At 57.9% G+C, this 22,683-nt stretch carries 22 protein-coding genes and 2 riboswitches; of the genes, 19 read left to right on the top strand and 3 right to left on the bottom strand.

Annotated features, from left to right (window positions below):
• Positions 1 to 123 precede the first annotated feature (123 nt).
• A complete protein-coding gene (locus tag QU667_RS10315; RefSeq protein WP_304987090.1) occupies positions 124 to 1,068 on the bottom strand; it encodes a DDE-type integrase/transposase/recombinase in 945 nt (314 codons plus the stop codon).
• Between the two features lie 533 nt (positions 1,069 to 1,601).
• Here QU667_RS10315 and QU667_RS10310 point away from each other — a divergent pair.
• From QU667_RS10310 to QU667_RS10275, 8 genes are all read left to right on the top strand, one after another.
• Complete coding sequence (locus QU667_RS10310) at positions 1,602 to 2,672, top strand: hypothetical protein (protein WP_304987089.1); 1,071 nt, start codon at positions 1,602 to 1,604, stop codon at positions 2,670 to 2,672.
• A gap of 21 nt (positions 2,673 to 2,693) precedes the next feature.
• A complete protein-coding gene (locus QU667_RS10305) occupies positions 2,694 to 3,263 on the top strand; it encodes a gamma carbonic anhydrase family protein (RefSeq protein WP_304987088.1) in 570 nt (189 codons plus the stop codon).
• Positions 3,263 to 3,679, top strand: coding sequence for a hypothetical protein (locus QU667_RS10300; protein ID WP_304987087.1), 417 nt, complete (start codon positions 3,263 to 3,265; stop codon positions 3,677 to 3,679). The genes QU667_RS10305 and QU667_RS10300 overlap by 1 nt, the downstream gene beginning before the upstream one ends.
• A gap of 167 nt (positions 3,680 to 3,846) precedes the next feature.
• On the top strand, positions 3,847 to 4,818 hold the full coding sequence (locus tag QU667_RS10295) for a TAXI family TRAP transporter solute-binding subunit (protein ID WP_304987086.1): 972 nt from the start codon (positions 3,847 to 3,849) through the stop codon (positions 4,816 to 4,818).
• A 146-nt stretch (positions 4,819 to 4,964) separates the two neighbouring features.
• Positions 4,965 to 5,939 (top strand): TAXI family TRAP transporter solute-binding subunit, encoded by a 975-nt coding sequence (locus tag QU667_RS10290; RefSeq protein ID WP_304987085.1) that lies wholly within the window; start codon positions 4,965 to 4,967, stop codon positions 5,937 to 5,939.
• On the top strand, positions 5,936 to 6,403 hold the full coding sequence (locus tag QU667_RS10285; RefSeq protein WP_304987084.1) for a DUF1850 domain-containing protein: 468 nt from the start codon (positions 5,936 to 5,938) through the stop codon (positions 6,401 to 6,403). The genes QU667_RS10290 and QU667_RS10285 overlap by 4 nt, the downstream gene beginning before the upstream one ends.
• Before the next feature lie 92 nt (positions 6,404 to 6,495).
• On the top strand, positions 6,496 to 8,415 hold the full coding sequence (locus tag QU667_RS10280) for a TRAP transporter permease (RefSeq protein WP_304987083.1): 1,920 nt from the start codon (positions 6,496 to 6,498) through the stop codon (positions 8,413 to 8,415).
• The gene (locus QU667_RS10275) at positions 8,412 to 9,629 is read left to right on the top strand and encodes a YwqG family protein (protein ID WP_304987082.1); all 1,218 of its coding nucleotides are present in this window, start codon (positions 8,412 to 8,414) and stop codon (positions 9,627 to 9,629) included. The genes QU667_RS10280 and QU667_RS10275 overlap by 4 nt, the downstream gene beginning before the upstream one ends.
• Positions 9,630 to 9,922: 293 nt before the next feature.
• On the opposite strand, the gene QU667_RS10270 is transcribed toward QU667_RS10275, so the two are convergent.
• Positions 9,923 to 10,678 (bottom strand): hypothetical protein, encoded by a 756-nt coding sequence (locus QU667_RS10270; protein ID WP_304987081.1) that lies wholly within the window; start codon positions 10,676 to 10,678, stop codon positions 9,923 to 9,925.
• Positions 10,679 to 10,831: 153 nt separating this feature from the next.
• Positions 10,832 to 10,988, top strand: a riboswitch (molybdenum cofactor riboswitch).
• Between the two features lie 99 nt (positions 10,989 to 11,087).
• Here QU667_RS10270 and QU667_RS10265 point away from each other — a divergent pair.
• From QU667_RS10265 to QU667_RS10215, 11 genes are all read left to right on the top strand, one after another.
• The gene (locus QU667_RS10265) at positions 11,088 to 12,092 is read left to right on the top strand and encodes a FecCD family ABC transporter permease (RefSeq protein ID WP_304987080.1); all 1,005 of its coding nucleotides are present in this window, start codon (positions 11,088 to 11,090) and stop codon (positions 12,090 to 12,092) included.
• Positions 12,092 to 12,877, top strand: a complete 786-nt coding sequence (locus tag QU667_RS10260) for an ABC transporter ATP-binding protein (RefSeq protein ID WP_304987079.1) — start codon at positions 12,092 to 12,094, stop codon at positions 12,875 to 12,877. The genes QU667_RS10265 and QU667_RS10260 overlap by 1 nt, the downstream gene beginning before the upstream one ends.
• A 215-nt stretch (positions 12,878 to 13,092) precedes the next feature.
• Positions 13,093 to 14,148 carry an ABC transporter substrate-binding protein gene (locus tag QU667_RS10255; RefSeq protein ID WP_304987078.1) on the top strand — a complete coding sequence of 352 codons (1,056 nt, stop codon included), beginning with the start codon at positions 13,093 to 13,095 and terminating at the stop codon, positions 14,146 to 14,148.
• Between the two features lie 104 nt (positions 14,149 to 14,252).
• A complete protein-coding gene (locus tag QU667_RS10250) occupies positions 14,253 to 15,500 on the top strand; it encodes an S-layer homology domain-containing protein (RefSeq protein ID WP_304987077.1) in 1,248 nt (415 codons plus the stop codon).
• 73 nt (positions 15,501 to 15,573) lie between these two features.
• Complete coding sequence (locus QU667_RS10245; RefSeq protein ID WP_304987076.1) at positions 15,574 to 16,704, top strand: ABC transporter substrate-binding protein; 1,131 nt, start codon at positions 15,574 to 15,576, stop codon at positions 16,702 to 16,704.
• Positions 16,701 to 17,720, top strand: coding sequence for a FecCD family ABC transporter permease (locus tag QU667_RS10240; RefSeq protein ID WP_304987075.1), 1,020 nt, complete (start codon positions 16,701 to 16,703; stop codon positions 17,718 to 17,720). The genes QU667_RS10245 and QU667_RS10240 overlap by 4 nt, the downstream gene beginning before the upstream one ends.
• Positions 17,717 to 18,490 (top strand): ABC transporter ATP-binding protein, encoded by a 774-nt coding sequence (locus tag QU667_RS10235; RefSeq protein WP_304987074.1) that lies wholly within the window; start codon positions 17,717 to 17,719, stop codon positions 18,488 to 18,490. The genes QU667_RS10240 and QU667_RS10235 overlap by 4 nt, the downstream gene beginning before the upstream one ends.
• 239 nt (positions 18,491 to 18,729) lie before the next feature.
• Positions 18,730 to 18,863: riboswitch (molybdenum cofactor riboswitch) on the top strand.
• Between the two features lie 80 nt (positions 18,864 to 18,943).
• Entirely contained in the window at positions 18,944 to 19,753 is an 810-nt protein-coding gene (locus QU667_RS10230; protein WP_304987073.1) for a molybdate ABC transporter substrate-binding protein, read from the top strand.
• On the top strand, positions 19,750 to 20,562 hold the full coding sequence (locus QU667_RS10225) for an ABC transporter permease (protein WP_304987072.1): 813 nt from the start codon (positions 19,750 to 19,752) through the stop codon (positions 20,560 to 20,562). The genes QU667_RS10230 and QU667_RS10225 overlap by 4 nt, the downstream gene beginning before the upstream one ends.
• Entirely contained in the window at positions 20,546 to 21,274 is a 729-nt protein-coding gene (locus tag QU667_RS10220; RefSeq protein WP_304987071.1) for an ATP-binding cassette domain-containing protein, read from the top strand. Before QU667_RS10225 ends, QU667_RS10220 begins: the two co-directional genes overlap by 17 nt.
• Positions 21,275 to 21,287: 13 nt before the next feature.
• Entirely contained in the window at positions 21,288 to 22,055 is a 768-nt protein-coding gene (locus QU667_RS10215) for a Rossmann-like domain-containing protein (RefSeq protein WP_304987070.1), read from the top strand.
• 322 nt (positions 22,056 to 22,377) lie between these two features.
• Here the strand turns inward: QU667_RS10215 and QU667_RS10210 are convergent, their stop codons facing one another.
• Entirely contained in the window at positions 22,378 to 22,512 is a 135-nt protein-coding gene (locus QU667_RS10210) for a secretion protein HlyD (RefSeq protein WP_304987069.1), read from the bottom strand.
• Between the last annotated feature and the right edge of the window lie 171 nt (positions 22,513 to 22,683).

Here is a 22,683-nt window from a genome sequence, read left to right as displayed (position 1 = left end):
TATTGGCTGACTTCAGTTTATCAGCGATTCCCTAATACTTTATGCCTGAGTATTTTACACTGAATGAGAGCATTTATCAATATTTTTGAGAAATTTTTAGAAAGCGAAGTGATTGTAGGTTTGTCAATCATATGTTACACAAGAGAGAAGCAGAGAAAGAGTCTCACGAGGAGACTTCCATCCGAGGGGACGCATCGGAAAATTGTTATACTCCCTGTTTCTCCGTGCAAGCTGCACCTTGAAATCCTCAAACGAGTAAAACGTATGCGTGGCGTAAAACTCCTCGTTGTCCTTTCGGTGGGAACGCTCTACCTTACCGTTATGCCTCGGCGTATAGGGGCGAATCTTCTGGTGTGCAATGCCAAGACGCTTTAACTCCTTTTCAAACAGCGTCAGATTTTCTTCATCCGCCGCTTGGAAACGCTTGGTAAACTCCGCCCCGTTATCTGTCTGTACTTTATGTATCTTGAACGGGAAACGACGGATGAGCTGCTGCAGGAAAAGCATGGATGAATATGTTGATTGCTCCTTAAATGCCGCAATAAAGCGAAAGCGTGTACATTCGTCAATCGCTGTGTATTGGTACATCTTCTCGCCCTGCTCTTTTGCCTGTCCGACAATGCAGGCGGAGGGAACGACTTTGACATCAATCTGAACTTTTTCTCCGGGGAAGGTTGCCTGCTGATATGGTTTTGGCTGATATACAGGTTTCTTGGGCTTGCTTGTTTTAAGCCCCAGACGTTTCATGCAGCGGTAAAGACCGGCAATGGAGCGTGTATACCCCTTTTTACGCAGGCGCACCCAGAAGCGGACAAGACCCGTATTGGGACGACGTTTACGCATCCGCCGAATGAGAGCGATCTCTTCGCCTGTGTGTTCGTTGGGGTGATGATGGGGGCGTCGCGACTTTGGTGCGAGGGATTTGGGTGTACCATCGTAGCGATTACGCAGTCGATAGATGAACTGGCGATAAGTGCGGTACTTAATGGCAGCCTTTGTGACGCCATGCTTATCTGCATAGGAAAGAATCGCTTGATAATACTTGATGTCCTGTGTTATGCTTTTCATGAGAAAGCCTCCTTTGTGTGTGGTTTGTTTTGCTAGATAGAGCATAACACAAATGGGCTTTCTCTTTTTATTTACTTGTGTAACATATCTATTGTAATCCTACAAAGAAATTTTTAGAAAGCGAAGTGATTCTCTTGCAATATGGTGAGAAATATGATAAAATACATATCTATAAATTTCCTGTTTTGCGGTGTGCCGTACGTCCTGTTGCGGACGACGGGAGCGGTGCGCGCACGTTTGGAACGATTAGTCGGCCTTGGTGGGGGAGCACCTCGGGACTTGGCGGGGTGATTAGTGTCTGCACGATGGAATTGTTCTATATATAAATGGTGCATGGACGACCAAATGACGACAGGAAATCAAAGCCGGCGAATGCGTCGGCTTTTCTTTTTGCTCCAAATACGATAGAATATGGGCAGCGGCTTATGCCGTCGGCATCGGATGCCGATGTTGTTATAGAAAGGATTTTCGGAAGCGCTGATGTATGCATTCTTGTTTTATCAGCGTTTTTCACATTACATGGAGGTAATGGTATGGCGCGTTTCGATGGAATCGGAAAGATCAGCGACTATACGCAGCTGCGGAATTTGCAGCGTGTGATGAAGTATCGGATCAAAACGGGGCAGAGTCTTGTACAGGCGATGGGATCGCCCGTGCCGGAGGGCAGGATGTGCGTGAGCGATCTGCAGCGGGCGCGGGAAAAGACCGATGCCAACCGCGAACAGCAGATTCGGCAGAAGCTGCGGCAGGGACAGAAACTCTCTGCGACCGATATGAAGTATCTCAAGGAGAACAATCCGGATCTCTATGAGAAGGTGGTGCGGATCGAGGAGCGGCGCGAGATGCTTGCCCGCGCACTGAAACGTGCCAAGACGAAGGACGAGGCGCAGCGCGCTGTGGCGCAGGCGAATCTCTCCGTACTCTCAGAGATGCAGAAGGGCGGCGGGGAACTGCCGAGCACGCGTGGTGCGGGCAGCGGTGCGGAGGGAGCAGCGGGATCGCCCGTCATGACGGCGGGCGGGACACCTGCCGCGGGCGATGCGCTCGATGCCTCTGCGGGAGAGGGTGCGGATGCCGCCCCGACGACGGGGGAGATGCAGGGGGCGCTCGGGCGTGAGGCGCTTGGTGCAGAGCCCGGCGGGACTTTGACTGCGCAGCCGAGTGCCGCACAGGATGGGGGAGACGCACGTGCCGACAGTGCGCCGGAGAGCCCGCACAGGGCGCGGGCAGGCTTTGAGCAGCGATCTGCGACGCACAGTTCATACGACAACCGCCGCGTGTTCTCCCCTGAGGAGATGGATGATATGCTCCGCACGGCGCAGGAGCAGAGCCGTCTTTCGCCGCTCGACAACGAGAAGGTCTACCTCCTGCGTGCGCTCCAGCGCGAATGGATGGAGTACGCAAACTCCGAGGAGTACAAGCATCTGCCGAATACTGCGCCCGACGCAGCGGCGGAGGAGGCGCACGGCGTACGCCGAAAAAAGAACGCGGAGGAGGACGGTACGCGCACAGGCGACATTGCGCCGAGCGCCGCCGTCTTTGCCGCCGCACACACGTACTACCATGCGGCGCATGGGAGTAAGCCGTTTGAGGCAAAAGGGTGATTCCTTTAGAAAGGATACATTATGTTTACATTCAAAGGGGACGGTTTTCCCGCATTTCACGGCATCACGCCGCAGATCCATGCGGAGGCGTTCGTCGCGCCGCAGGTATTCCTCTCGGGTGACGTGCGCGTCGGGCAGTACGCGAGCCTCTGGCCGGGCGTGGTCGCACGCGGCGATGTCAACTACATCTCCGTCGGCGTGTGCTCGAACATACAGGATCTCACCTGCCTGCACGTTGCGGACGACAACCCGTGCATCATTGGGGACTATGTGACGGTCGGACACAGCGCGTGCATCCACGGCTGCGAGATCGAGGATCACGTGCTCATCGGCATGGGGGCAGTCGTTCTGACGGGCGCGAAGATCGGGCGCGGCTCCATCGTCGCAGCGGGCGCGGTGGTCAAGGAGAACGCCGTCATCCCGCCGAACTCGCTCGTCGCGGGCGTTCCCGCGAAGATCGTACGCGAGAATATCGACCGTATGGCGACGATCCATGCACAGGCGCTCAAGTACAAATGCGAATGGGCGGTAGAGTACGGTGTCTATCCCGAGATCGGCGGCGAACGCTACCACGGGGAAAAGGTCATCTGATGGCGGACGCTGCGGAACTCATCGCACAGCCGCACGGGCGTGAACAGCAGGTGAAGATGGAGATCGTTTCCATGATCCACGGCGGCGAGTCGCCGTATGACATCATCCATCACGTCGCACAGTGGCTTGAGAAGTCCTCGGGCGAGCCGGGCTATGCACAGTATGTCGAGGATGCCATGCGTGCGGTGTATGGCTGCGCCCTCATGCACGTTCGTCCGTTGGAGGATGAGCTGCACGACGTGGAGGCGCGTCTTGAGCGCATCCGTGCGGCCTACGAGAAGCCGGAGTTCACGGAGGAGGAGAAGAAGCGCATCCGCTTTGCCATTGACCTCCATGTGAAGAATATTGCACGCCTCAAGGCGTGCATTCAGCGTGCCAAGGCGAACGGCGAGCCGGCGGAGATCGTAAAGAATTGACGAACAGAAATCGCCGTATGGATCAGTGAGCGCTTTCCTCAAAATATACATAAAAATCATAAATGCCATACCTTGCGCGTATGGCATTTATTGTGGTAAAATACAGAAAATCACCTGAATTGCAGGACGATTTTGAGAACTGAGAGAATTGGCAGGAGGCGTGGATCATGAAGATTTCTACCATCAAGAAAACTCTTGCAGTCGGTGCTGTTCTTGCAGCCGCAGCGGTGTTCTTCACCGGATGCAACGGCAACTCCGACGTGGAGGGGAAGAAGTTCCTCAACATCGGAACGGGCGGCACGGCGGGGACGTACTACCCCATCGGCGGCGCAATCGCCGAGGTGCTGAACAAGGAGATCCCCGGCATGAGTGCGAACGCACAGAGCACGGGCGCGTCCGTCGCCAATGTCAATATGCTTGGCGATGGGACGATCGACCTCGCGACGGTGCAGAACGATATTGCATACTACGCCGCGAACGGTACGGAGATGTTCGTGGACAAGAAGGTGAACGGTCTCAAGGGCGTTGCCGCGCTCTATCCCGAGACGTGCCAGTTCGTCACGCTCCGCTCTTCGGGCATCAAGAGCCTCTCCGAGCTGAAGGGGAGGCGCGTCGCAGTCGGTGCGGTCGGCTCGGGGGTGGAGGCGAATGTGCGCCAGATCCTCGCCGCATACGGCGTATCGTATGATGATATTGATGCGAAGTTCCTCTCGTTCGCCGAGGGGGCGAGCGCACTCAAGGACGGCAACGTCGATGTCGCCGTTCTGACGGCGGGCTATCCGACGGCATCCGTGCAGGACATCGCCGCACAGCATCCCGTGCGTCTGCTGCCTGTGGAGGACGAGATTGCCGATGCGTTGATCGCGCAGTATCCGTTCTACACCAAGACCGTCATCCCCGCCGGGACGTATGTGGGCTTTGACGAGGCTGTTCCGAGTGTTTCCGTGATGGCGATGCTCGTCGCGGGACCCACGGTGAACGAGGAACTTGGCTACACCGTGACAAAGGCGATTTTCTCGAACCTTGACCGTCTGCGGACAGCGCATCCCGTCGCTCGGCAGATCACGCGGGAGACGGTGCAGATGGGGATGTCGCTGCCGATGAATGCGGGCGCGGAGAAGTTCTTTAACGAGAAATGAGAGTTTCGTCCGTATGCGCGTGTATACCATCATACAAAGCATCTCCCGCTTGCACGTGGGGGATGCTTTATGATAATATACATTCATTATCGCCGTACGCGACGATAGTTCGAGAGCTTTTCTATTTCATCATGGAGGGAAAGAACATGAATATCTCTACCGTAAAGAAAATTCTTGCGGCAGGTGCGGTCCTTGTATTCTCTGCCGCGCTTCTCACCGGCTGCGGCGGCGACTCCGCTTCGTCGGGAGATAAGAAGTTCCTCAACATCGGAACGGGCGGCACGGCAGGTACGTACTACCCCATCGGCGGTGCAATCGCCGAGGTGCTGAACAAGGATATTAAGGGCATGAACGCCAGCGCCCAGAGCACGGGTGCATCCGTTGCCAATATCAATATGCTGCGCGACGGGGCGGTGGATCTCGCGACGGTGCAGAACGATATTACCTTCTATGCGGTCAACGGTACGGAAATGTTCGCGGACAAGAAGGTGGACGGTCTGCAGGGCATCGCCTCGCTCTATCCCGAGACGTGCCAGTTCGTCACGCTCCAGTCCTCGGGGATCAAGAATCTCGCAGAGCTGAAGGGCAAGCGCGTCGCGGTCGGCGCGGCAGGCTCGGGCGTGGAGGCAAACGTGCGTCAGATCCTCGCCGCATACGGCGTATCGTATGATGATATTGATGCAAAGTTCCTCTCGTTCGCCGAGGGCGCGAGCGCACTCAAGGACGGCAATGTGGATGTCGCCGTTCTGACGGCGGGCTACCCGACGGCATCCGTGCAGGACATCGCTGCGCAGAACCCCGTGCGTCTGCTGCCGGTGGAGGATAAAATAGCGGACGATCTGATCGCAAAGTATCCGTTCTACACCAAGACCGTCATTCCCGCCGGGACGTATGCGGGCTTTGACGAGGCTGTCCCAAGCGTCTCCGTGATGGCGATGCTCGTCGCGGGTCCTTCGGTAGACGCCGATCTCGGCTACAGCATCACCAAGGCAATCTTCTCGAATCTCGACCGTCTGCAGGCAGCGCACGCCGTCGGCAAGCAGATCACGAAGGACACGGCAAAGGCGGGGATGTCCCTGCCGATGAATGCGGGCGCGGAGAAGTTCTTTAACGAGAAATGAGAGCGTATCTGATTGCGCTCGCGGCGGCGGCAGTGCTCGTTGCGTTTGATATTCTGAGCACACCCGCTCTCTTTTTGCAGGTGGACGGGCAAAAGACTGTCCTCGTGCGGCAGCTGCGCGACGAAGTTCCTCTGACGGTTCATTTTATCCACTCCGTACAGAAAACCCCCGTCGAGGAGTTCCTGACTGCGTATGCGGACGGACATTTCCACCTCACGGGTACGCGCTATCAGTCGCACGGGGTCGGACTGCCGTTTCTCCCCGAGGAGGGGACGTTCCGACAGGAGGGCGACTACTTCGTCCTCGACATGGATCGCGACTATCCTGCGCTCAGTCTCCGTACGGGTGTCGGCACACAGCTGACGATTGAGGCGGGCGGGACGCGTGTTCCCGCCTACGAGATGTATCCCGTCGGCACGCGCATCGACCTCGTCGTCGCGCCGCTCTACACCTATTTTCTATGACATTCCGAGGCTGCCGGCCGGCGGCCTCGTATTTCTTTTGTGCTGTTTTTGCGAAATATATAGACACTTTCCTCAAAGGATGTGAACTCTCTATGACCGATCACAAGACTGCCGAAGCAGTCCTCAAAAAATACGACCGCGAATCAAACACCGCCCACTATGCAGGGCTGCCGCAGAAAATCATCGCCGCCATTGCCATCACATTTTCCATCTTTCAGCTCTATACGGCGACCTTTGGCATCCTCGACGCACAGCTGCAGCGTGCCGTTCACCTCGGTTTCGGACTCTCGCTCGCATATCTGCTCTATCCCTGCCGCCGTGCGTGGACGCGCGATCACTTTTTCCACCCGATCGACGTGCTCCTTGCTGTCCTCGGCGCGGCGGCACCCGCCTACATCGTCGTCCAGTACCGCGAACTCGTGACGCGTGCGGGCTCTGCTACGACGGCGGATATTGTCGTGGGCGGGATCGGCATCCTGCTCGTCATCGAGGCGGCACGGCGCGTCGTGGGGCTGCCGATGGTGACGGTCGTGCTCTGTTTCCTCGCGTATGCCTTCCTCGGTCCGTATATGCCGGGTGTGCTCGCGCACAGAGGACTTTCGCCCGAACAGCTCATCAGTCACCTCTACTATACGACGGAGGGCATCTTCGGCATCCCGCTCGGCGTGTCCTCGACGTTCATCTTCCTGTTCATCCTCTTTGGCGCGTACCTTGAGAGCACGGGGCTCGGCAAGTTTTTCATCGACCTTGCCAACGCTGTCGCGGGCTGGGCGAGCGGCGGCCCTGCGAAGGTCGCCGTGCTTTCAAGCGGCCTCATGGGAACGGTTTCGGGCAGCTCCGTCGCAAACGTCGTCGGTACGGGCTCGCTCACCATCCCGATGATGAAAAAGCTCGGCTACCATCCGAACTTCGCGGGCGCGGTCGAGGCGGCGGCATCCACGGGCGGGCAGCTCATGCCTCCCGTCATGGGGGCGGCGGCGTTCCTCATGGCGGAGTTCGTCGGCGTGTCCTACATCGAGGTCGTCAAGGCGGCGGCGATCCCTGCGCTCCTCTACTTTACGGGCGTGTGGCTCGGCGTGCATTTCGAGGCAAAGCGCAAGAACCTCAAAGGAATCCCGCGCAGCGAACTGCCGAATCCCCTGACCCTCCTAAAGGAGCGCGGCCATCTCGCGATCCCGCTCGTCGTTATCGTCTATCTCCTCGTCTCGGGGTATACGCCCATGCGTGCGGCGCTTGTCGCCATTTTCCTCTCCATCACCTGTGCCATGCTGCGGAAATCTACGCGCATGAAGCCGATTGAGATCGTCTACGGGCTGGAGCGCGGGGCAAAGGCGGTGCTCGGCGTGCTCATCGCCTGTGCGGCGGCGGGCATCATCATCGGTGTCGTCACCAAGACGGGCGTCGGACTGCGCCTCGCCTCGGGACTGATCGAGATGGCGGGAGGGATGCTCCTGCCCGCGATGTTCTTCACCATGATTACGGCGATCGTCCTCGGCATGGGCGTACCGACCACGGCGAACTATGTCATCACCTCGACCATTGCCGCGCCCGCACTCGTCCAGATGGGCGTACCCATCCTCGCGGCGCATATGTTTGTGTTCTACTTCGGCATCATCGCGGACGTGACCCCGCCCGTCGCGCTCGCCGCCTACGCAGGGGCGGGCATCAGCGGGGGAAATGCGCTGAGAACCGGCGTACACGCGTCGAAACTCGCGATTGCGGCGTTCATCATCCCGTACATCTTCGTGTTGTCCCCCGTGATTCTGATGGTGGACGCGACGCCGTTCGCCCTCGTTATGGCGACACTCTCCGCACTCGCGGGCATGATCGCCCTCAGCTCCGCGCTCTGCGGCTTCCTTGCCGATCACTGCCGCATGTATGAGCGCATCCTCCTCATCGGTGCGGGGCTGTTCATGATAAAGCCCGGCGGCACCACCGACATCATCGGGTGTGCCATCTTCGCCGTGATTCTTGCGATGCAGTATATCCGCGTGAAGAAGGCAGCGGCATGAAGACCGCGCAGGAATCCATCGAGGAGCGCAGCTTTTTCGATGCCATCAAGACACTGAACGAGGTTTCGGAATCCGCACGTGATGCGCTCTGGAACTACCGCATGGGCTATGCCCTGTACTTTTTTGCGGTCAATCGTTATCCGAAACTTTGTGCTTTGCGTCTGGCTCTGCAATATTTGGAAGCGGCGGAGCATGATGCGGCGGGCAAGGCGGAGATCGAGCGCGTCTTCTTTGGCAAGCCCGGCGGGATGACGGAACGGTGCAAAGAGGCGGTTGAAAACAGGCACGGCTGGTATGCGGAGGAACCCGCTTCTATGAGCGTGGAACAGCTCGTGCGCGAAGTTGAAGCGGAGCGGGAATGTCTGCGCCGTGCGGTGACGGCGTTCTTTGAACGCACACAGCGGCGGGAGATTGTGATTACACATCATCCTTCGCAGAAAAAACTTCCCGTCGGGGCAAGCAAGTTCTACGGAACGCCCGACCTGCCCGCAGATTTTGCCTGGCCGTACTATAAGGGAACGGACTTCGAGGGAGTGACGAAGAACCGTCCGCTTGCCTTTCTCGCCCAGATCAACCTTGGCGAAGCCGCGCAGTACGACCGCACGGGGCTCCTGCCGAAGACGGGCGTGCTCAGCTTCTTCTATGAGACCATGTCGATGGAGTGGGGCTTCGAACCGGGGCACAAGGGCTATGCGCGCGTCTATTATTTTCCGGAGACGGAGCAGCTTGTTTCGACGGAGATCCCGGCGGAAACGAAGGAGTGGAGCGTGGGCGAACAGGCACTGACGTTTGCGGATGCCGTCAGTCTCCTGTCGTCCTTTGCATACAGCCGCAGGAGCGGGAAAGAGGTGGATTGGGACACCTACAACGAACTGCGGGCGGAGTTCGGATACGATGCTGCCGCACACGAGGACAATCCCATGAAGATGCTCGGCTATGCGGATGAGATTCAGGGCGAAATGGAGCCGGAGTGTGAGCTTTACAGCAGAGACATCGAGGGGGATGTGCACGCACGGCGCCCCGAAGAGGAGGATGCGGATCCGGTGGAAACATCCGTGGATCGTTGGGTATTGCTGCTGCAAATGGGGACGGTGACGGACGAGGATACGGAGCTGATGTACGGCGACTGTGGTCTGATCTACTTCTGGATTCGGAAGGAAGACCTTGCCGCACGGAATTTCGACCGTGTCCACCTGATTTTGCAGTGCGGTTGACGTGTGTTTAATGGGATTGATTTTTTGCGCAAATCAGATACAATGACCATAGAACCGCGCGTGTGTCGCCGCTCAGAGTGCGACCACAACAAACGGAGAGGGGCGATGCCTTCGTTTGCTTTGATATGGACAGAATAAAGGAATCGCTGATAAAATAGACCCTCAGATTGGCGTAGATTTTTTCGTCCGATTTTCGCCTGTCGCGGGCATTACAACTGAGCCCAATACCCATTTACAAAAAACGAGGAACCCTTGCACGTTTGCAGGGGCTCCTCGTTTTTGCTTGCCAATCTTTAGTTCTTGACGTTCGTCTCGTTCGGTGTTACGTCGATGGGAGCGTCCTCAATGACCTGCTGCGGCTCCTCCTCCGTCTCCTTGCGTCTGCGGAGGAAGAAGAACGCGCACGCGCCGAGGAGAACGACGACAAGGACGACCGCGCCGATGATCGCCGTCTTGTTCCAGATGCGGAACGCGACCTCGATCTTGGACGACTCGCCTGTTACGAGGGTCTTGCCGAGGTTCCATGTGAGCTGCTTGCCGTCGTCCTCCGAACGGTCGGCGTTCGAGCTCGTGGGTGCGACGGGCAGCGTCATCTGATACGTGAACGTGATGTTGCTCGCAAACGCACCCGCGCCGCCGCCGTTCTGGCTGCCCTCAAAGAGCAGGTCGAAGTTGTAGTCCGTGTAGAACAGGCTCTTGTTCGCGGTGATGCCCGTGTTTTTGCCCTCGTTCGCCTTGAAGAAGTCGTTCTCCGACAGCTTTTCGACCGTCGCGTAGTGCTCCGTGATCTCGTAGCCGGACATATTCTCCTTCGTTACGGGCGTGACCTGCGCATCCGGATTCTTTGCCGTCGTCGCTGTCTTGCTCTGCTCGACGATCTCGGCGAGCATCGGCACGCTGATGAGCGTGGTCTTGAGGTCGGCACTGCCGTCCTCGTTGATGACGACGTCCACATCGCCGCTGAAACAGCCGCTCGTGAGTGCGAGTACGCCCAGCATCGCCGCAGCGAGGACGGTGCGCATCGCGTGCGTGCATCGTATCAGAAACATAAGATACCTCCTATAAATTCAAATCATACCAATCTTATTCCATTTTACATGAGCACGCCGCCTTTTGCAAGATGGACGTTTGGCAGGGGCAATACAGTGATTTTTCTCATTGTATTATTTTGAATCTCATGCTATACTCATACAAACTACATTTGTTTTTCAGTTTTTCGAGCTGCCGTACCTGTGGCGTATGCTATGGTGCGTCGGCCTGACTGCGGTGGGGATCGCGGTCGCGGGGGAAGGTATGGAAACGTCCTTCCCTGCCCGCAGACATTTGTCTGCATTGCAAAGGAAAACCGGCAGGGGGAGGACTGCGCTCTTTTTGTGCGCTGTAATTGCTCACCGGATTTTCCGGCGGGCATTTTTTGTTGGGAAAATTTGGAGATTTGCGGAACGGGAAAGGGGCTTTATGGGGCAGTATGCGCGTATGATGGCGGCGGGCAGTGTGCTCGCTGTGCTGTTTTTCGTCCTCTCACTTTCGGTGGGGCGGTTTTACGTCCCGTTTGATCAGGTGGTGGCAATTCTCGCGTCGAATTTTATCGAACTACCGATCACGTGGGACGCGTCGATGTATAACGTGGTCATGGTGATCCGTCTGCCGCGCGTGCTCGGCGACATTCTCGTGGGTGTTGCGCTCGCGGTGTCGGGCGCGGCGTATCAGGGGGTCTTCCGCAACGATCTCGTATCGCCCGACCTCCTCGGTGTCTCGCAGGGCGCGAGCGTGGGCGCGTGCCTTGCGATTCTCGCGCATCTGACGCTCGGCGGCACGGCGGTCGCGGCATTCCTCGGCGGCATTGCGGCGGTTACGATGACGCTTATGTTGCCGAAGCTCGTGCAGAGCCGCTCACGCATCGTGCTCGTGCTCTGCGGCATCATCGTGTCGGGCTTTATGGCGGCGGTGATCGGTCTGCTGAAATACCTCGCCGACCCCGATACGGAGCTCGCGGATATTGTCTACTGGCAGCTCGGCAGCCTCGCAAAGGTCTCGTGGGACAACCTGCTCTACGTCACGCCGATCATCGTCCTCACGCTCGCGGGGCTGCTTGCAATGCGCTGGCGCATGAATGTGCTTTCGCTCTCGGATCAGGAGGCGGCGAGTCTCGGCGTGAATGTGAACCGTGAGCGGCTTGCCGTGATCGCGCTCGCGACACTCCTCACGGCATCGGCGGTATGCCTGAGCGGGACGATTGGGTGGATCGGCCTGATCCTGCCGCATCTGGCGCGGATGCTCGTCGGCGGCAACCACGCGCAGCTCCTGCCCGCAACGGCGGTACTCGCGGCATCCTTCCTGATGCTCGCCGATCTCCTTGCACGCACGCTGACCTCGGCAGAGGTGCCGCTCGGGATTCTCTGCGGCTTTGTCGGCACACCGTTCTTCGCGTGGATTCTCTACCGCCAGCGGAGGTATTTCTGATGGAGCGCGCAATGCTTTGGCTCGACGACGGCTCGTTTCGCTATCGCGCGGATGCGCCGTACATCTTCGAGCATATCTCGTTCTCGATCAAGGGTGGCGAGGTGCTTGCGCTCCTCGGGCGCAACGGTGTCGGCAAGTCCACGCTCCTCGCGTGCCTGATGGGCTTTCAGGAGCTGACACAGGGACGCATCTATACGAACGGACACAACATCTATGCAATGTCGCCGCGCGAGCGTGCGCGGGAGATCGCGTTCGTTCCGCAGATTATCAGCGCAGAGAGTTCGTTCACGGTGCGCGACTATGTGTCCTTCGGTGCGACGGTGCGCACGGGGATGTTCTCCGCACCGAGCAAGGCGGACTACGGGCAGACGGATGTGATTCTTGAGGAACTGGGCATCGCGCACATCCGCAACCGCCAGTGCAGGGAACTCAGCGGCGGGCAGCGGCAGCTGGTCGCCATCGGGCGCGCACTGCTTCAAAATACGAGGCTGATCCTCATGGACGAGCCGACGGCGGCGCTCGATGTGCGCAATCAGGTGCTCGTCCTACAGACCATCGACAACTTGCGTGCAAAGGGCTACGGTGTGGTCTTTACAACGCATCTGCCCGAGCAGGCGCTGCTGCTGAACAGCCGCGTCGCGCTCTGCTTCGGCACACATATGGATTTTTACGAATCCGTGGACGAGGTACGGGCATCGCATCTGGAGGAACTGTACGGAACGAAGCTGAGCCTTTTCCACAGCGACAATGTGGGGCGTACGGTCTGCGTGATTCCGCGGCTGTAGTATGTCGTGCATCCCCCTCGCGAACGCCTCGTTGCACAAGCGGTCGCACACTTATCTGCCTAAATACCTGCGGATTCCAAACGCGCTTCGCTTGAACGAATAAAATCCGCAGGGGGCAGAACGTGTGCTTTTCCCGCTTGTTCCACTAGGGTTCGCTACGGGGGATTACACGCTCACAATAAATTTTCAGGTTTTCAGATGAAAGGATGTATGCAATGAAGAAAAATCTCATTGCGCTGCTGGCACTCATCATGGTGCTTGCAGCACTCGTGGGCTGCGGGACGGAGAACGCTGCGCAGGGCAAACAGGAAAGGGCGCGCACAGTCACGGACATCGACGGCACGGAGGTCAAGATCCCCGCGAACGTCGAGCGCATCGCCGACCTCTGGCACGCGAACAATCAGGTCGTGCTGCTCCTCGGCGGCGCGGACAAGCTCGTCACGACGACGAAGAACGTGCAGGGGCTCCCGTGGTTCGCGCAGGTCTATCCGCGCATTGCGGAGATCTCCGCACCCGTCAAGGGCACGGATGTGAACTGGGAAGAGGTTGAGAAGGAGAAGCCGCAGGTCGTGCTTGCGAGCAACAAGGAGCAGATCGAGACGGCACGCAAGAACGGCTATACGGCGGTGCGTGTCAACTTCGCGACCTATGACGGGCTGCGCAAGGTTGTGAAGATCACGGGCGATGTGCTCGGCGGCGATGCCGTGAAGAATGCGGAGACATACCTCTCCTACCTCGACGAGAAAACGAAGTTTACGGATGAGCGCACGAAGAAGCTCAGCGATGCCGAACGCCCCGTCGTGCTCCACATTGTCGGCGGCGACGACCTCTTCAAGGTGGATGGCGTGGATACGATCATTGACGAGTGGATTCGCTATGGCGGCGGCAGGAATGCCATCACGGCGAAGGGGCCGCAGATCAAGACGACCATCGAGGAAGTCCTCAAGGCGGATCCCGACATCATCATCATCGGCGGCACGCAGTCCGCGAAGGGCATTGAGGCGATCAAGAACGATCCGCAGTGGTCGAGCCTCAAGGCGGTGAGGAACGGGCGCATCTATGCGAACCCCGTTGGCACGTTCAACTGGGATCGCTACAGCGCCGAGTCTGCTCTGCAGCTCCTCTGGGCGGCACAGACCATCCAGCCGCAGCTCTTTGCCGATGTCGATCTCGTGAAGGAGACGGTGGACTTCTACAAGCGTTTCCTCCACTATGATCTGAGCGAGGCGGATGCACAGCGCATCATCAAGGGCGAAGCACCTGCGAAGTAATTGTTTCATTGCTTGTCGGCACTGTTCCAGAACTCTCTGCGGCAGTGCAGCAATATATTTTAGGACAGCGGGGACTCCTCGCGAAGAAAGGACTGTTTTATCTTATGAAGAAGAATCTTGTTGCGGCGTTTGCCACAGCACTCACGATTGGCGCAGCATCGACGACGTTTGCGGCGGCGAATCCGTTCAGTGATGTTCCGCGTGACCACTGGGCGTACGACGCTGTGACGCAGCTCGCAGCGGACGGCGTGGTCGAGGGCTACGGCGACGGCACGTACCGCGGCGACCGCAGCATCACGCGCTATGAGATGGCGCAGATGGTTGCAAAGGCGATGGCAAAGGAGAACGTTCCCGTCTCGGACAAGGCGCTCATCGACCGCCTTGCCGCTGAGTTCGCCGATGAACTGAACAATCTCGGCGTGCGCGTGGCGAAGCTCGAAAAGAACGCCGATATGGTGAAGTGGACGGGCTTCTTCCGCTATCAGTACACAAGTGATCGTCATGATGGCAATGCGCGTACGAATCAGAATATGGCGATGTTCCGCGTGCTTCCGACGGCTGAGGTCAACAAGAACTGGAAGGTGACGGCGCGTCTGACGGGCTCTTATCTGATGGATAAGGATGCAGGCGACGGGAAGGGCAGCGAAAACTTCAAGGTAGATCGTGCGCATGCCATCGGTACGTTCGGCAAGTTCGAGGTGCGCCTCGGTCAGATGCCGCTCTTCTCCGACGTGGATAACGGCATGGTTTCCGATCCTCCGACGATGTCCGGCGCGACGGTGCGCTTCGGCAACGTCGTGAGGGCAAAGGTTGCAGCGGGGCGCGTCAGCAAGCTGGGGACTTCGAGTGATCCTGCGGCGAACGTGCAGGTGATCGAGCTGACGGGCAAGAGCGGCAAGATCAATGCGGGCGTTGGCTACTACCATGCGAACAGCGAGAAGTATCGCGTGGCGGGCTACAAGAACTCCGGCTCGACGGACGAGGCACGGATCTTCTCCGTGGGCGGCACCTATACTTTTGATAAGAATGTCAGCCTCTCGGGCGCATATGCGCAGAACACGGAGGCGGATCACTATAAGAAGGCGGACAGCGTGCAGCTCTCGTACAAGGGCGCGAAGAAGTCGGATGTCGGCTCGTGGGGGATGTTTGTCACCTACCGCAATCTTGGTGGCAATGCTGTGTTCAAGCCGACGTACAACGCGATCAGCGCAGGACAGAAGGGCTGGGAAGCCGGTCTCCATTACGTTCCGTTCAAGAACGTTGTCGGCAAGGTCGAGTATTTCCGCGGCAAGGATCTCAAAGGCGATAAGGATGCGAGCAAAATCTTCGCGCGTGTAGATTTCAATTTCTAAACGAATTATTTTCACACTGAACCACCCGATGACACCCATCGTCGGGCGGTTTTTCTAAACGAAAGGAGATTTTATGAGAGACACATTCATCCTGCGGCGTGTCTTGACCGCCCTTTTCGCCGCCGTCTTTATGGCAGCACTGCTTGTGGGCTGCGGGCAGGACGCAAAACAGGCGGCGGAGCAGAAGCCCGCAGCAGCGGAGAGCTACACGTTCACCGATCAGGCGGGCAACGAGGTCACGGTGAAGGCACCTGTGGAGCGCATGGTCGTTCTGCAGCATCACTCGCTCGACATCATCTGCCAGCTCGGCGGGCAGGATAAGATCGTCGGTGTCGAGTCGACGTGGCAGCGTGACCTCGGTGACTACATCGCGGACATCTGGCCCGCGATCAAGGATATGCCGACACAGGGTACGCTCACGCAGCCGAACATCGAGGAGATTGCCAAGCTGAAGCCCGACATCGTGATCGTCGCATCGCAGTCCGACCAAGGCTCGGCGGCAAAGCTGCGCGAGATGGGCATTCCCGTTGCGGTCATTTCGCTGCGCGGCGAGGGCAAGCAGGCGGAGGCGCAGAACCCGCGCCTGTCGAATGCGGACAAGGCGTATACGGATGGGCTGCGCGGTGCGATTGAGATTCTCGGACACCTCACGGGGCGCGACGCGAAGGCAAAGGAACTCTGGGCGTTTGCCGAGGAGAGCCGTGCCATCGTCGAGAAGGCGGTTGGCAGCATTCCCGACGATCAGCGCGTGACGGCGATCCCCGTCAGCAGCAAGCACATGGTCTACGGCAACGACAAGTACGTCGGCTGCATGCTCCTGCGTGCGGGCGGCATGAACCCCGCAGCGAAGGACATCCAGGGGAACGGCGAGTATAACGTCGAGTCGCTCGCGAAGTGGAATCCAGAGGTCATCATCTCGCAGGACCGCTACCCCGAGATCTACAAGGAACTCACGACGGATCCCGCCTACGCACAGCTGCGTGCGGTGCAGAACGGCAATGTGATCGAAGCCCCGTACTGGGCAAAGCCGTGGGGCAACCCCGATGCGGACTCGGTCGCGCTCGGCGAGCTGTGGCTTGCACATATGTTCTATCCGGACAAGGTGAGCGCGGACGTGGTCATGGAGCGAGCGAAGAAGTTCTATGAGACGTTCTACGGCGTGCCGTTCACGGGCAAGGTCGCAGACGGCATCGTGCGGAAATGACGCGCGTAAGTAAATACGTCATGGGGGGGCAGGGCATTCTTTTCGTCCTGCTCCCTTTGGCGTGCATCCTCTACTCGCTGACGCTCGGTGCGTATCATATCTCGCCGACGCACGTCTACCAGATTCTCCTTGCGGACGTCACGGGCGTTCTGCCGCCCGACGTGACGGCGATGGAGGTGTCGATGATCTATGACGTGCGCCTGCCGCGCATCCTCGGCGCAGTCGTCGCGGGCTGCGGGCTTGCCGTTGCGGGCGGCGTCTTTCAGGCACTTTTCGGCAACCCGCTCGCGAGCCCCTATACGCTCGGCGTATCGAACGGAGCGGGCTTTGGCGCTGCACTTGCGATTGTGCTGTCGCTGCCGGCGGCGGGCGTGCAGATGGCGGCACTCGCGTTCGGCATCGTGTCCGTGGGGCTGACGTTCCTCCTCGCGGGGCATAAGCGCGGCGCGTCCGTCACGATGATTCTCTCGGGAATGCTCGTGAGCGCGTTTTTCTCCTCGCTCGTGGCACTCTTAAAATTCACCGCCGACCCGCAGGAGAAGCTGCCGCAGATCGTCTACTGGCTCATGGGCTCGCTCGCAAGTGTCAAGTTCGATGGGCTGCTGCTCATCCTGCCCGCGTATCTTGCGGCACTGACGCTGCTGTTCCTCTATCGTTGGCGCATCAACATCCTCAGCATGGGCGAGCAGGAGGCACAGTCGATGGGCGTTGCCGTCCGACGTGACCGCGCCATCATCATTCTTGCCGCGACGCTTGTCACGGCACTTGTTGTGAGTATTTCGGGCATTATCGGCTGGGTCGGCATCGTCATCCCGCATCTCGCGCGCATGATCGTCGGCCCCGACTTTCGGCGGCTGATGCCCGTGTCCGCATCGCTCGGCATTGTCTATCTGCTTGTGATCGACGACCTCTGCCGCACACTGACGGCACTTGAGATTCCGATTGGTGTCATTACGGGCATCGTGAGTATTCCGATCTTCATTTACTTCATCCTGAGAAAGAAGGTGCGCTGGTGAGACTGGACGTAGAGCAGTTGGGCTTTTCCTATGATGCACAGCGCACGATCTTGGAGAATGTGACATTCTCCCTCGCGGGCACGGGGATCTACTGCATTCTTGGAAAGAACGGCACTGGCAAGAGCACCCTGCTGAAATGTATCGTGGGCGAGCACGGTGGCACGGGGCGCGTGCTCCTCGATGGGAAGGAGCGCAGCGCGTACGGACAGCGGGAACTCGCGCGAAAGATCGCCTACATCCCGCAGAATCACACGCCGACCTTTCCCTTCCGCGTGCTCGATGTCGTCATGATGGGGCGCACGGCGCACATGCGCTACTTCGGTTCGCCCGGGACGCGCGAGGCGGAGATCGCCCTGCATCATCTGCGTTTTCTCGGCATCGCTCATCTCGCGGAGCAGCCCTATACGAACATCTCGGGCGGCGAGCGCCAGCTCGTCCTGCTCGCGGCGGCACTTACGCAAAGCCCTGCGTTTCTTATCCTCGACGAGCCGACGGCGCACCTCGACTTCGGCAACGCGCACCGCTTCCTCGATCTCGTCCTGCGTCTCCACGCGCAGGGCATTGGCATCCTGATGACGACGCACTTTCCAGATCATGCGCTTTATCTTGCTGCGGAAACACTTATCTTAAAAGATAAGACTCTCTGGAAGCACGGCGCGGCGGCGGAGGTTATCGACGAGGCGGGTATGACCGCACTCTACGGGCTGCCTGTGCACATCGGACAGATCGGCACGCGCACGGTCTGTGTCGGCGGGGATATTGGTGTGTAAGTTGTAAAATAAATTGACGCAAAAGAGTAGGCGTACGCTTGTGTGGAGGCAATGAAAACGGGCATCGGATGCTGCGCAGATTTCTTCCCATATAAGACAGCAAACGATATGTATGCCCCGATGATATAATTTGCCCAAATTTAACGAGGTCTTGCGCCAATTAAACTTGCAATTTGCCGCGCTCCATATCGGAGTAATTTATCCTTGCATTTCTCTAATGTTTTTACTATACTGTCGTCAAATACATATTGTTCCAAGCAATCATCGCTGTGTACTGTTCGTATATGTGGTGGTTGCCGGAGCTTCGGCTCCCGAGTCAGCTCGGAAACGAACTGGCTTTCCGTGCTTGAGAAGGAATATCTGCGACAGATGGATGTCATCTGCCTGTTTTTGTGTGTCGTAGGCACGTCCTTCAAGGGCGTGTCTTTTTTATGTATAGGAGGATGTTTTGCGATGCGTTGGAAAAAAGAATTGCTTGTCTTTGGGTTGATGTCGGCTGTGGCTTTGAACGTTGTCGGCTGTGGGGGGACAGCGGAGCAGCCTTCGAGCAGTACGACAGCATCCTCGCCGGTGGCTGCAGAGACGGAGAACCTGACGGGGCAGGTGCTGCGCATCTACTGTGGTGCGGGGATGCAGAAGCCGTTCCAGAAGATTGCGGATGCGTTTCGGGAAAAGACCGGCTGCGATGTGCAGGTAACCTATGCGAATGCAGCGCAGATCCAGACGCAGATCAAGACATCGCAGGAAGGCGATTTCTTTATCGCGGGCTCTGAGCAGGAGGTAAAGCCGGTGCAGGAATCCGTGAAGGAGAGCAAGCCGCTCGTCCGACACATTCCCGTTCTGGCAGTCAGCAAGGGGAATCCGAAGGGGATCGACAGCCTGAAGTCCCTGACGAGAGGGGATGTCCGCGTGGTGATGGGCGATGCCCAATCGACGGCAATCGGAAAGCTGTCCGAAAAGGCGTTTCAGGATGCGGGGATCAAGGAGGCGCTGAATATCACGTCGACCACGACGACGGCACCCCAGATGGCGACGCTCCTCTCCATGCAGGAGGCGGATGCCGCAATTCTTTGGAAGGAGAACTGCGGGGATGGCGTGGACATTGTTTCGACGGATGATCTGAAACCGTACATCAAGACGATTCCGGCGGCGCGTCTGAAGTTCCGGTCCGACAATCGGGCGGCGGATGCTTTTTCGACGTTCTTGGATAGTGACGAAGCCCATGAAATCTGGAAATCGTTCGGCTATGAACTTGCCTCATGAGAAAATCGGGGGTTGATCCGTTCCTGCTGCTCTGTCTTTTCATAACGCTGTTGGTGTTTGCACTCATTGGCGGCAATATTTCCATTATCCTGTTGGATGGCCTGCGGACGCTGCCGCAGCATCTTTCGGATGCGGAGAACCAATTCGCGCTGATGCTCAGTGTGCGGTGCGCCAGTATTTCCACGGTGCTCTGTTTTCTCCTTGCCGTTCCGACGGCGTATATGCTCACGCGGGAGCAGCTGCCGTGCAGGCGTGTGGTCGAGGTGATCTTGGAGCTGACGATGTCCCTGCCGTACATTGTGTTGGGGCTTAGTCTGCTGATTCTGTTTTCGTCGCCGCTCGGCAAGGAACTGAAGGCGGCGGGGCTGCCGGTGGTATTTGATACCAACGGGATCATCATGGCGCAGCTTGTTGTGAATCTCCCGTTTGCGATCAAGCTCTGTGTAATGGCACTGCAGGGGGTGGATCATAAGATGGAGTTGGTGGCGGGGCTGCTCGGCGCATCGCCGTGGCAGCGATTCCGAACGATCCTGCTGCCGCTGTGCCGCAACGCCTTGATCGGCTCTCTGGTGCTGATCTGGTCGCGTGCGTTGGGCGAGTTCGGTGCGACACTGATGTTGGTGGGGGTGACGCGGATGAAAACGGAGACGCTGCCGGGCAATATCTATCTGAATGTGAGCAGCAATGATCTGGACAGTGCCATGGCAAGCGCTTTTGTTCTGCTGCTCTTGTCAGGGCTCTCCCTGGCTGCATCCAATCTATTGACGGGACGAGAGGGGATGCGGAGACGCTATGCAGCCGGAGGCTGACATCATACTGGAGGTCAGGGATGCCGCACTGACACGGGGGGCATTTCACCTGCAGCCGGTGCGCTTTGCCATCGGGGCGGATGAGGTGCTTGCGATCATCGGGCAGACCGGATCCGGCAAGACGATGCTGTTGGAGCTGATGGCGGGATTTCACCCGCCGGATGCCGGTGCGGTGCTGTTGAACGGGCGGGATATGAGAGAGCTTGCCCTGCATGAGCGAAGGATCGGCTATCTCTATCAAGAGTACTGCCTGTTTCCGCACATGACGGCGGCGGAGAATATCGCGTACGGTCTGCGGATGAAGAAGGTGAGCGGCGCAGCTTGCAGGGAACGGGTGCAGGAGATTGCGGAGCAGTTCGGCATCCGTCACCTGCTCACACAGTATCCATCGACACTGAGCGGCGGCGAGCAGCAGCGTACGGCTCTGGCGAGGGCGCTCATTACACATCCGTCGCTGTTGCTGCTGGATGAGCCGTTTTCAGCACTCGACCCGGTGACAAAGGAGTCCATGTATGAGATGATCCGTCGGATTCGAGCGGAGTATCACTGCGCGATTGCGTTTGTCACCCATGATTTTCACGAGGCGGCGGAGCTCGCCGACCGCGTCGGGATTCTGCTGCATGGCGCGATGCAGGCAATCGTCCCTGCAAAGGAGCTGTTTACGCACCCTTGGAACGAGGCGACAAAAAAGTTCCTCGGGATTACGAAATGAGTGAAGAAGCAACATGACGAAAGAAGAGTTGTTTGGACGGCTGCGCAGCCGCTTTGGCGAGGTCTTGCGGCGGTATCATATCGAGGATGATGCGGTCGATATTACCTGCCGCTCGCTGACGCCGGAGGAGGCGATCGGCAGTCATACGAAGCGCAAGGATTTCCCGATTCTGACGGGCAAGGATGTGATGCTACAGGCGGAGTATCGGGGGTGCAAGGGGCAGGCATTTACGGATGCGCCCGCAGAGTACCACGGCAGGCTGAAGGATGTGCTGACCATGGATCTGTGCGGCGACCGATATGCGCGGAGTCTCTTCCTGGCGACGCTCAACGCCGTCATGGGCGCGGTCGGTCTCTGTATCGGAACACGTCACTGCCGCAACGACGGCCCGGAACAATGTGCGGTGGATATTCGCGCATATCTGGATGAGTTCTATCCCCGTGTCAAGCGCATCGGACAGGTGGGCTTTCAGCCGGCGATGGTGGAGATGTTGGCGAACTCCAACTATGAGGTTCGCGTCATGGACTTGAATCCGCAGAACATCGGGCAGATCAAATACGGCATTCAGATCGAAAATGGTGCCGACCCTGCGGTAAAAGAGGACATCGTCAAAAACTATGCCGACATCATCCTTTGCACGGGCAGTACGCTTTCCAATGGAACCATCGTGGACTATCTGGATGTTCAGCCGGAGGTTCACTTCTACGGCATCACGGCGGCGGGAGCCTGTGCTCTGCTGGGGCTGAAACGCCTTTGCTTTGCCCATCGGTATGAGGGGTAAGGAAGCGCTGATAAATTCAACTTGGGGGCTGCTGTGATCGTGCTTAAATATGGTGGGATTACAATTTTCCGATGCGTCCCCTCGGATGGAAGTCTCCTCGTGAGACGCTTTCTCCGCTTCTCTCTTGTGTAACATATGATTGACAAACCTACACAGAAGAATAAACACACGTGAGACGTTCTTCTTGAAATCCGAAGTGCACTGTGCTATACTATGCGTAGGCAAACACGGACTGACATAGACGTCACAAACGACGAAGCCCCCGCGAAGAACTGGAGATTCTTCACGGGGGCTTCTCGCACATTTATAGGGCGTGCTCAATCTAGGGAAGCACTGATAAACTCAGCCGTGCCATCTTGGCGCATCTTTTTCGCCCTGTCTTTGTCGACAAATCCTCCACATAGCCTTTGCTATGCGTCCGGTTTGTCTCCTTGACAGGACAAAAAATCTGCACCAATCTGACAGACTTCGTTTTATCAGCGATTCCCCGGGCTAGCTACTCAACGAAGGCAGCTGTCTAGCCACTGGCAAATATAATAGGCTATTATACTTGCTATGACAGCCTGCGCAAAGGTACGAACTGACATGACATCACCCCTCCGCTACTTGAGTGTCGGGGAGAGTAGCA

It is taken from the genome of Selenomonas dianae, assembly GCF_030644225.1.
Taxonomy (GTDB): Bacteria; Bacillota; Negativicutes; order Selenomonadales; family Selenomonadaceae; genus Centipeda; species Centipeda dianae.
This window is presented reverse-complemented; position numbering and strand designations above follow the sequence as displayed.

What these genes read in the sequence shown, in the direction of transcription:
- QU667_RS10310 (WP_304987089.1), top strand. Translation starts at nt 1,602, where the DNA reads ATGGCGCGTTTCGATGGAATCGGAAAGATCAGCGACTATACGCAGCTG.
- QU667_RS10230 (WP_304987073.1), top strand. Translation starts at nt 18,944, where the DNA reads ATGCGTTGGAAAAAAGAATTGCTTGTCTTTGGGTTGATGTCGGCTGTG.
- QU667_RS10285 (WP_304987084.1), top strand. Translation starts at nt 5,936, where the DNA reads ATGAGAGCGTATCTGATTGCGCTCGCGGCGGCGGCAGTGCTCGTTGCG.
- QU667_RS10215 (WP_304987070.1), top strand. Translation starts at nt 21,288, where the DNA reads ATGACGAAAGAAGAGTTGTTTGGACGGCTGCGCAGCCGCTTTGGCGAG.
- QU667_RS10265 (WP_304987080.1), top strand. Translation starts at nt 11,088, where the DNA reads ATGGGGCAGTATGCGCGTATGATGGCGGCGGGCAGTGTGCTCGCTGTG.
- QU667_RS10255 (WP_304987078.1), top strand. Translation starts at nt 13,093, where the DNA reads ATGAAGAAAAATCTCATTGCGCTGCTGGCACTCATCATGGTGCTTGCA.
- QU667_RS10260 (WP_304987079.1), top strand. Translation starts at nt 12,092, where the DNA reads ATGGAGCGCGCAATGCTTTGGCTCGACGACGGCTCGTTTCGCTATCGC.
- QU667_RS10220 (WP_304987071.1), top strand. Translation starts at nt 20,546, where the DNA reads ATGCAGCCGGAGGCTGACATCATACTGGAGGTCAGGGATGCCGCACTG.
- QU667_RS10300 (WP_304987087.1), top strand. Translation starts at nt 3,263, where the DNA reads ATGGCGGACGCTGCGGAACTCATCGCACAGCCGCACGGGCGTGAACAG.
- QU667_RS10315 (WP_304987090.1), bottom strand. Translation starts at nt 1,068, where the DNA reads ATGAAAAGCATAACACAGGACATCAAGTATTATCAAGCGATTCTTTCC.
- QU667_RS10290 (WP_304987085.1), top strand. Translation starts at nt 4,965, where the DNA reads ATGAATATCTCTACCGTAAAGAAAATTCTTGCGGCAGGTGCGGTCCTT.
- QU667_RS10240 (WP_304987075.1), top strand. Translation starts at nt 16,701, where the DNA reads ATGACGCGCGTAAGTAAATACGTCATGGGGGGGCAGGGCATTCTTTTC.
- QU667_RS10245 (WP_304987076.1), top strand. Translation starts at nt 15,574, where the DNA reads ATGAGAGACACATTCATCCTGCGGCGTGTCTTGACCGCCCTTTTCGCC.
- QU667_RS10275 (WP_304987082.1), top strand. Translation starts at nt 8,412, where the DNA reads ATGAAGACCGCGCAGGAATCCATCGAGGAGCGCAGCTTTTTCGATGCC.
- QU667_RS10250 (WP_304987077.1), top strand. Translation starts at nt 14,253, where the DNA reads ATGAAGAAGAATCTTGTTGCGGCGTTTGCCACAGCACTCACGATTGGC.
- QU667_RS10270 (WP_304987081.1), bottom strand. Translation starts at nt 10,678, where the DNA reads ATGTTTCTGATACGATGCACGCACGCGATGCGCACCGTCCTCGCTGCG.
- QU667_RS10295 (WP_304987086.1), top strand. Translation starts at nt 3,847, where the DNA reads ATGAAGATTTCTACCATCAAGAAAACTCTTGCAGTCGGTGCTGTTCTT.
- QU667_RS10225 (WP_304987072.1), top strand. Translation starts at nt 19,750, where the DNA reads ATGAGAAAATCGGGGGTTGATCCGTTCCTGCTGCTCTGTCTTTTCATA.
- QU667_RS10280 (WP_304987083.1), top strand. Translation starts at nt 6,496, where the DNA reads ATGACCGATCACAAGACTGCCGAAGCAGTCCTCAAAAAATACGACCGC.
- QU667_RS10305 (WP_304987088.1), top strand. Translation starts at nt 2,694, where the DNA reads ATGTTTACATTCAAAGGGGACGGTTTTCCCGCATTTCACGGCATCACG.